Below are 7,642 nucleotides of genomic sequence, written 5' to 3'. Positions count from 1 at the left end.
TCGCTCCAGCGCAAGTACTTGTGCTTGCCGGCAGCATCAATGACTTCCACCACCTGGCCGCGTTCGTCATAACGGTAACGGGTGGTGTGGCCCAGCGGGTCGGTTTCGCTGCTGCAGTTGCCGCGTTGATCGTAACGGTAACTCCAGCGGTTGCCGGCCTTGTCGGTCTGCACCCGCGGCAGTGACCAGTGTTCCAGCCACAGGGTCGACTCGCTGCGCCCGAGCGGGTCGATGCTTTGGCAAAGGTTGCCGGACTCGTCGTACAGGTACTGCCATTGCCCGCCCTGCGGATCGGTGGCTGCCAGCAGCTGGCGCTCGTCGTTCCACTCGAAATGCCAGGTGTGGCCGAGGGCGTCGGTGTATTCGGTGATCTGGTACTGCGTGTTCCAGTGGCGGCTGCTGACCCGTTGCAGGCCGTCGGTGACCCGGGTGATACCCGCCTCGATGTCGTAGTCGAAGCGGTACTCGTCGCCGTCGTCGGTCCAGTGCCGGGCCACACGCCAGTCGTCGGCAGCACGCGTCCATTGGTAGAAGCAACGCAGGCCGCTGGGCAACTGGTGCTCGACCATTCGCCGGCCCTGGTCGTAGGCAAAGCGCCGTTGTACCTGACCACTGGCGTCGCGGACTTCGGCGAGGTCGCCGTTGCTGTCGTAGGCATAGCTGACCAGCAACTCGCTCGATTCGTCGCTGTAGCGACGCTCGATATGGCTGACCCGCGTCGGCCATTGGGCGCTGTAAACCAGCTGCAGCTGGACTGCATCGAAGGTGTCGCGCAGCCAGAACAAGCGGCCTTCGGCGTCGTAGTCGAGGTAGACGCGGTTGTCGTTGCGATCGCCCAGTTGCGCCAGGCGCAGCCGCTGTGGGTTACCCGGGGTGGGCTGAAACAGGCGGTAGAGTCCGCCGCTGCTTTCGATCAGCAGCTCGCCATTGAGTGCGCGGCGCACGCTCAGGCCCTCGCCGGCGCTGAACGCCGCATCGCCGCGCGGGATGTTGCCCATGTCGACGACACGCGCCTGTTCGTCGGTAAACAGCAGGCGCTCGCCGCCTTCAGGGTGCGCTTCAATCGCCACGAAGACTTCGTAATCGACGCTCCAGCCCGCACCGAACAGGCCGTCGCGGCGTTCATCGCGGCTGTTGTAGTAGCGCTGCCAGTCCAGCGGGATCAGCGCTGGCAAGCTGAAGTCGAGCTCTTCTTCGCCACTGAGGATCTTCGCCCCGGTGGGTGCATGGACCGGGTTGAGCGAGCCGGCGATGGCACTGGTAATTGCTCCGCTCACCTGGCTGGTGACGGCGCTGGCGATGCCGCCGATCACCATGCAGCCGAACTTGCTGTAGAACTTGCCGCCACGCCCGCGCAGCAGCATCAAAGCGGTTATCGCCAGGCCGATGCCCGGGGTCTTGCCACTGCGAATCTCGCGGACCACGATCGAGCCGCCGCCAATGCGCACGTTACTGGAGATCAGCCCGGCGTCGACGATCACCGCCTCGCAGGTGCTGCGATCGCCGCTGCGGCAAGCCGGATGGCCGTTGATGGTGACCTTGCTCGAACCTTCGGCCAGGTACTGCGGCGGCATTGGCGGGTGCTTGCTGCAGAGAATCTTGTCGTCGTCGGCAGGCTCGGTGTTTGGCGCGGGGCTGGCGACCGTGGGCCGCCACATCTGCGAGAAAAAGCCTTTGGCCATGTCGAGGAAGCTTTCTTCTTCCTCTTCGGCAGGTGGCTGGGAGGCATCACTGCCAGCGGGCGCCGCCGCGGCGACGATGACGCCAGCAGCGCGGGCGGCCGGTTTGCCATTGGTGTGGGTGTTCTTCGAGCCAGTGAGGATGTTGGCCTGCACCGAGGGCGGGAACAGAAAATTGCCGATACCCTCGCATAAACTGCTTAAACCCTTATCGGCCCCGGTCTTGCTCATGGCCACGCCGACCACGATACCGACCACCGCGCCGAGCACGAAGCAGCCCAGGCCGCCGGTAACCACGGTCAGCCCCAGCGCTGCGGTTACCGCCGCGGTGGCCAGCACGCCAATGGCGACGTTGGCTGCCACTTCCAGCACGCCGCCGACGATGTCGGCCATCATCGAGGTGTGCATCAGCGCATCGCCCTGGCGGGCGGCCCACAGGGCGTCAGACATTATTGACCTGCAACGGCACGGCTGCAGGGCACTTGAACCTGGGCATGCTTGATTTCCATATCGAGCGTTTGAGGTGTCGGAATCTGCTGGAAGAGCGCCCGAGCGTCAACCCCGAGGGTGATGCAAAGCGTGTAGTTCCTGCAGCCGCGCGCGGGCCACATGGGTGTAGATCTGGGTGGTCGACAGGTCGCTGTGGCCGAGCAGCATCTGCACCACGCGCAAGTCGGCGCCGTGGTTGAGCAGGTGAGTGGCGAAGGCATGGCGCAGGGTGTGCGGCGACAGGCTCTTGTCGATACCGGCCACCAGCGCCTGGTGCTTGATGCGGTGCCAGAAGGTCTGGCGGGTCATCTGCTCGCCGCGCAGGCTGGGGAACAATACATCGCTGGGACGCCCGCCGAGCAGTTCGTTACGGCCGTCACGCAGGTAGCGCTCAATCCACACCACCGCCTCTTCACCCATGGGCACCAGGCGCTCCTTGCTGCCCTTGCCCATCACCCGCAGCACGCCCTGGCGCAGGTTGACCTGATCGAGGGTCAGGCTGACCAGTTCGGTGACACGCAAGCCACAGGCATACAGCACTTCAAGCATGGCGCGGTCGCGCTGGCCGATCGGCTCGCTCAGGTCCGGTGCCTGCAGCAAGGCTTCGACGTCGGCTTCCGACAGGGATTTGGGCAATGGCCGCCCCAGTTGCGGCATTTCCACCTGCAGGGTCGGGTCAATGCCGATCAGTTTTTCCCGCAACAGGTAGCGATAGAAGCCTCGCACCCCGGAGAGAAAACGCGCGGTCGAGCGTGGCTTGTAGCCCTGCTCCAGGCGCCAGGCCAGGTGATCGAGGATCAGTTCGCGCCCGGCATCGGGCAGCTCGACGCCCTGCTCCGTGAGCCAGCCGTTGAACAGCGCCAGGTCGCTGCGGTAGGAATCGCGGGTGTTGTCGGCCAGGCCCTTCTCCAGCCACAGGGCGTCCAGGAACTGATCGATAAGCGGATGTTCAATAGCGGGCATGACAACTCTGCGGCAAGCGACGAAAACGACGAATTGCCGCTAGTCTTCCATAACACTGCCGGCATAGGGAGCCCGAATGAACGAACAACAGATATTGCTGGCATTTGGCGGGATAGGTCTGGCAGCGCTGTGCTGCCAATGGCTGGCCTGGCGCCTGAAGCTGCCGGCGATCCTTTTCCTGCTGCTCAGCGGCATCCTCGCCGGCCCGTTGCTCGGCTGGCTCGACCCGCAGGAACTGTTCGGCCCATTGCTGATGCCGCTGGTGTCGCTGGCGGTGGCGCTGATCCTGTTCGAAGGCAGCCTGACCCTGCACCTGTCGCAATGGAAAGACATCGGCAGCGTGGTGCAGCGCATGGTCACCCTCGGCGCGCTGTCGACCTGGCTGGTAATCACCCTGGCCACCCACTGGCTGCTGGGCTTCGACTGGCTGCTGGCAACCTTGTTCGGCACCCTGACCCTGGTGACCGGGCCGACGGTGATCGTGCCGATGCTTCGAGTGGTACGGCCCAAGGCAACGATCGCCAACATCCTGCGCTGGGAAGGCATCGTTATCGACCCGATTGGCGCGCTGCTGGCGGTGGTGGTCTACAGCTTCATCATCGCCAGCGCCGCCGGCGACGGCCTGAGCCACAGCCTGGTGACCTTTGCCGGGGTGATTGTCTGCGGCAGCGCGTTCGGCGTGGCCGGCGGCTGGCTGCTCGGCCAGGTGATGCGTCACCAATGGCTGCCGGAGTATTTGCACAACCTGGCGTCGCTGGCGGCAGTGCTGGGGATCTTCATTGGCGCCAACCAGGTGATGCATGAGTCGGGGCTGCTGGCGGTCACCCTCATGGGCATGTGGCTGGCCAACATGAAGGGCGTGGATGTCCGGCAGATCCTGCACTTCAAAGAGAACCTCAGCGTGCTGCTGATCTCCGGGCTGTTCATCCTCCTGGCCGCGCGCCTGGACCTCAATGCCCTGATCGGCCTGGGCCCGGCGGTGCTGGCCCTGCTGCTGATCATTCAGTTCGTGGCCCGGCCGCTTAACGTCGCGCTGTCGACCTTTGGCTCGCAATTGAACTGGCGCGAACGCGCCCTGCTGGCCTGGATCGCCCCGCGCGGTATCGTTGCCGCCGCGGTGTCGGCGATCTTTGCCATCCGCCTGGATGAAGCCGGGCATGAAGGCGCACTGCTGCTGGTGCCATTGACCTTCGCGGTGATCATCGGCACCGTGGTGCTGCAGAGCGCCACTTCGCGGCCCTTGGCACGCCTGCTCAAGGTTGCCGAACCTGCCCCCAGCGGTTTTTTGATCGTCGGCGCCAACCCGCCGGCCCGCGCTGTGGCCAAGGCTTTGCAACAGCTCGATTGCCGGGTGCTGCTGGCCGATTCCAGCTGGGAGAACATCCGCGCGGCACGCATGGACGGCTTGCCAACCTACTTCGGCCACCCCGCCTCGCAGCATGCCGATGCCCACCTGGACCTGGTAGGCCTGGGGCATTTGCTCGGGTTGTCACCGGCAGGTGAGCTCAACACCCTGGCCTGCACGCGCTTTCGCCACGACTTTGGCCCGCAGCGGCTGTTTGTCCTGGCCAGTGGCCTTGAGGCCAAGCGCAGCGACAAGCACCGCGCCAGCGATGAGCACCGCGGGCAGACGCTAGGAAGCCAGCCGCTGACCTACGGGCAGTTGGCCGGATTGCTGAACAATGGCGCCGAGCTCTATAGCACCAACCTCACCGAAGGCTTTGGCTGGGCGGACTACCAGGCCCTGCATGGCGAGCGGGCGATCTTGCTGTTTGCCCGCGATGGCAGTGGCTGGGTGCACGTGTTCGGGCCGGACAGCCTGCTCAAGCCCGGGCCTGGGTGGACGCTGGTGGCGTTGATTCAGCCGCAGTAGGAGCGGGCTTGCCCCGCGATAAGGCCGGTGAAGTCTACACATTATCGCGGGGCAAGCCCGCTCCTACAGGATGGTCAGAACCCGGGCAATACCGGCACCGGGCGCTTGTCTTCATCGATGGCGACAAAGCTGAACAGGCCATGGATGGCCTTTTCGCGACTGTCGCAGCTCATGCTTTCGACAAACACTTCGACCTCGACCTTGAGGCTGGTGTTACCCACTGTCGCCACCCGCCCGACCAGCTCGACGATGGAGCCGGCGGCAATCGGGTGCTTGAAGTCGATACGGTCGGTCGACACCGTTACCAGCGGCAAGCGGCAGAAACGCGTGGCAGCAATGAACGAGACTTCGTCCATCCAGGCCAGCGCGGTGCCGCCGAACAGGGTGTTGTGGTGGTTGGTGGTGGACGGGAATACCGCCTTGGTCACGCGGGTCACCGACAGTTCGGTGCGGCGCTCGATTTCCTGCTCTCTTGAGGTCATGGGCTTCACATTGGACGACAAATTTCAGACAACAAAAAAGCAGCCCGAAGGCTGCTTTTTTCGCATGGTGGCCGTAGCCACCGGTCAAGCTGTCCTCAGGACAGTTTTTCCTTGATGCGAGCGGCTTTACCGGACAGGTCGCGCAGGTAGTACAGCTTGGCTTTACGCACGTCACCACGACGTTTCACGGCCAGGCTGTCGATTTGCGGGCTGTAGGTCTGGAAAGTACGCTCAACGCCAACACCGTTGGAGATCTTGCGAACGGTGAAAGCACTGTTCACACCACGGTTACGCTTGGCGATGACAACGCCTTCGAATGCCTGCAGACGCGAACGATCACCTTCCTTCACTTTCACCTGAACGACGATGGTGTCGCCCGGGGCAAAGGTCGGGATCTCTTTGGTCATCTGCTCTGCTTCGAGTGCAAGAATGATTTTGTTGGTCATGCTGTGCTCCTAAGGTAAATCAGCTGGATTTACCATCGATACGTTAACTATCGTCCCGCTCACGGAGGTATTCCGCCAGCAGCTTCTTCTCTTCTCCAGAAAGTGAGCGACTTTCCAGAAGATCGACGCGTCGTTCATAGGTCCGCCCAAGGGACTGCTGTAAACGCCATCGCCGGATGTGTGCATGGTTGCCACTAAGCAACACGTCGGGAACACGCTGATCCGCATACACCTCAGGTCGGGTGTAGTGCGGGCAATCAAGCAGACCATCGGTGAAGGAATCTTCCTGCGCCGAGTCCGCATGCCCTAAAGCTCCAGGCAGCAGTCGTGTAACCGCATCGATCAGGACCATCGCCGGCAGCTCGCCGCCAGACAGGACATAGTCTCCAATCGACCACTCTTCATCGACATGAGCTTCAATAAAGCGCTCGTCGATGCCTTCATATCGACCGGCTATCAGAATCAACGATTCGTGCTTCGCCAGGTCTTTGACCGCCGACTGAGTCAGTTTGCGGCCTTGTGGGCTCAGGTAAATCACCTTTGCCGCCTCTCCGGTTGCCTGCCTGGCATTCACCAGGGCGTCTTCCAGAGGCTTGATCTTCATCACCATGCCCGGACCACCGCCAAACGGCCGATCATCTACCGTATGGTGACGATCTGTGGTGTAGTCCCGCGGGTTCCAGCAGGTCAGTTGCAACAACCCCTGTTTCACCGCACGGCTGGTAATGCCGTACTCACTGATGGCCGAGAACATCTCGGGGAACAGCGTGATGACGTCTACGCGCAGGCTGGCCATTGCTTAGAAGTCCGCGTCCCATTCGACCCTCATTTCGCCTGCAACCAGGTCGATCTTCAACACGCATTGCTCGGTATAGGGCAACAGGCGTTCTCGATCATCCAGGCTGCCCGCGCAGGGCTTGACCACCATTACATCGTTCGCGCCGGTCTCCAACAGGTGATCAATCGTGCCGAACAGCTGTTCGTCCTGATTGATGACTTTCAGACCCACCAACTGGTACCAGTAGTACTCGTCGGCAGACAGGTTGGGCAAAAGGCTACGCGAGATACAAATCTCATAACCGCTCAGAAGACGGGCTTCATCACGATCGTCGAGGCCTTTGAACTTGGCGACCAGGTCCTTTTGAGTGGAACGGCCACTGACCAGCTCGACCTGTTTTACCTTCCCTTCGTGCCGAAGCGTCCAGTTACGGTAATCCAACAGGTTTTCAATCGGATCGGTAAAGGAAAAGACCTTTACCTCGCCGCGAACGCCGTGAACCGAAAAAATCTTGCCAACGACGATCAGGTCATCAGCTTTTTCTGGCGTCGCGCTCATACTATTCAGGCAGCAGCCTTAGCAGCATCTTTCAGCAGTTTTGCAACGCGCTCGGATGGCTGTGCGCCAACGCTCAGCCAGTGAGCAACGCGGTCTTGTTTAACGGACAGGCGAACTTCCTGGCCACGAGCGATAGGGTTGAAGAAACCAACCTGCTCGATGTGCGAACCGGTAACCGGGTTACGCGAGTCGGTCACGGTCAGGGTGTAGAATGGGCGCTTTTTAGAGCCACCACGGGCAAGACGGATGGTTAGCATTGAACATCGTTCCTGTAGTCGGTGCTGCAAATCATAATGCACAGCGGGCACACGGGTGCCCGAAAGGCCGCATATTCTCAAGGAATACACGGACTTTTGCAAATGCCTTTTTACGCC

Annotated in this window: 8 protein-coding genes; 1 reads left to right on the top strand and 7 read right to left on the bottom strand. The window is 61.9% G+C overall.

The annotated features are described in order from the left end of the window. The coding region (locus tag UB48_RS10390) for a DUF6531 domain-containing protein (RefSeq protein WP_045196562.1) at positions 1 to 2,129 on the bottom strand (2,129 nt) is incomplete at its 3' end. A gap of 105 nt (positions 2,130 to 2,234) precedes the next feature. After that, positions 2,235 to 3,131 carry a site-specific tyrosine recombinase XerD gene (gene xerD / locus UB48_RS10385; protein ID WP_045196561.1) on the bottom strand — a complete coding sequence of 299 codons (897 nt, stop codon included), beginning with the start codon at positions 3,129 to 3,131 and terminating at the stop codon, positions 2,235 to 2,237. 76 nt (positions 3,132 to 3,207) lie between these two features. Here xerD and UB48_RS10380 point away from each other — a divergent pair, with 76 nt between their 5' ends. Beyond that, on the top strand, positions 3,208 to 5,004 hold the full coding sequence (locus tag UB48_RS10380; RefSeq protein ID WP_045196559.1) for a sodium:proton antiporter: 1,797 nt from the start codon (positions 3,208 to 3,210) through the stop codon (positions 5,002 to 5,004). A 74-nt stretch (positions 5,005 to 5,078) separates the two neighbouring features. Here the strand turns inward: UB48_RS10380 and UB48_RS10375 are convergent, their stop codons facing one another. The 5 genes from UB48_RS10375 to rpsP form a co-directional block, all read right to left on the bottom strand. Further along, the gene (locus tag UB48_RS10375; RefSeq protein ID WP_045196557.1) at positions 5,079 to 5,486 is read right to left on the bottom strand and encodes an acyl-CoA thioesterase; all 408 of its coding nucleotides are present in this window, start codon (positions 5,484 to 5,486) and stop codon (positions 5,079 to 5,081) included. Between the two features lie 95 nt (positions 5,487 to 5,581). Continuing rightward, entirely contained in the window at positions 5,582 to 5,932 is a 351-nt protein-coding gene (gene rplS, locus UB48_RS10370) for a 50S ribosomal protein L19 (protein WP_038996821.1), read from the bottom strand. 43 nt (positions 5,933 to 5,975) lie between these two features. Further along, complete coding sequence (trmD, locus tag UB48_RS10365; RefSeq protein WP_045196554.1) at positions 5,976 to 6,728, bottom strand: tRNA (guanosine(37)-N1)-methyltransferase TrmD; 753 nt, start codon at positions 6,726 to 6,728, stop codon at positions 5,976 to 5,978. A gap of 3 nt (positions 6,729 to 6,731) precedes the next feature. Then, positions 6,732 to 7,268 carry a ribosome maturation factor RimM gene (gene rimM, locus UB48_RS10360; protein ID WP_045196552.1) on the bottom strand — a complete coding sequence of 179 codons (537 nt, stop codon included), beginning with the start codon at positions 7,266 to 7,268 and terminating at the stop codon, positions 6,732 to 6,734. 5 nt (positions 7,269 to 7,273) lie between these two features. Next, complete coding sequence (rpsP, locus tag UB48_RS10355) at positions 7,274 to 7,525, bottom strand: 30S ribosomal protein S16 (protein ID WP_028942918.1); 252 nt, start codon at positions 7,523 to 7,525, stop codon at positions 7,274 to 7,276. Positions 7,526 to 7,642 lie beyond the last annotated feature (117 nt).

It is taken from the genome of Pseudomonas sp. 2(2015) (genome assembly GCF_000955865.1).
Classification (GTDB): domain Bacteria; phylum Pseudomonadota; class Gammaproteobacteria; order Pseudomonadales; family Pseudomonadaceae; genus Aquipseudomonas.
The sequence above is the reverse complement of the archived record's forward strand: the minus strand, read 5'-3'. Positions and strand labels throughout refer to the sequence as shown.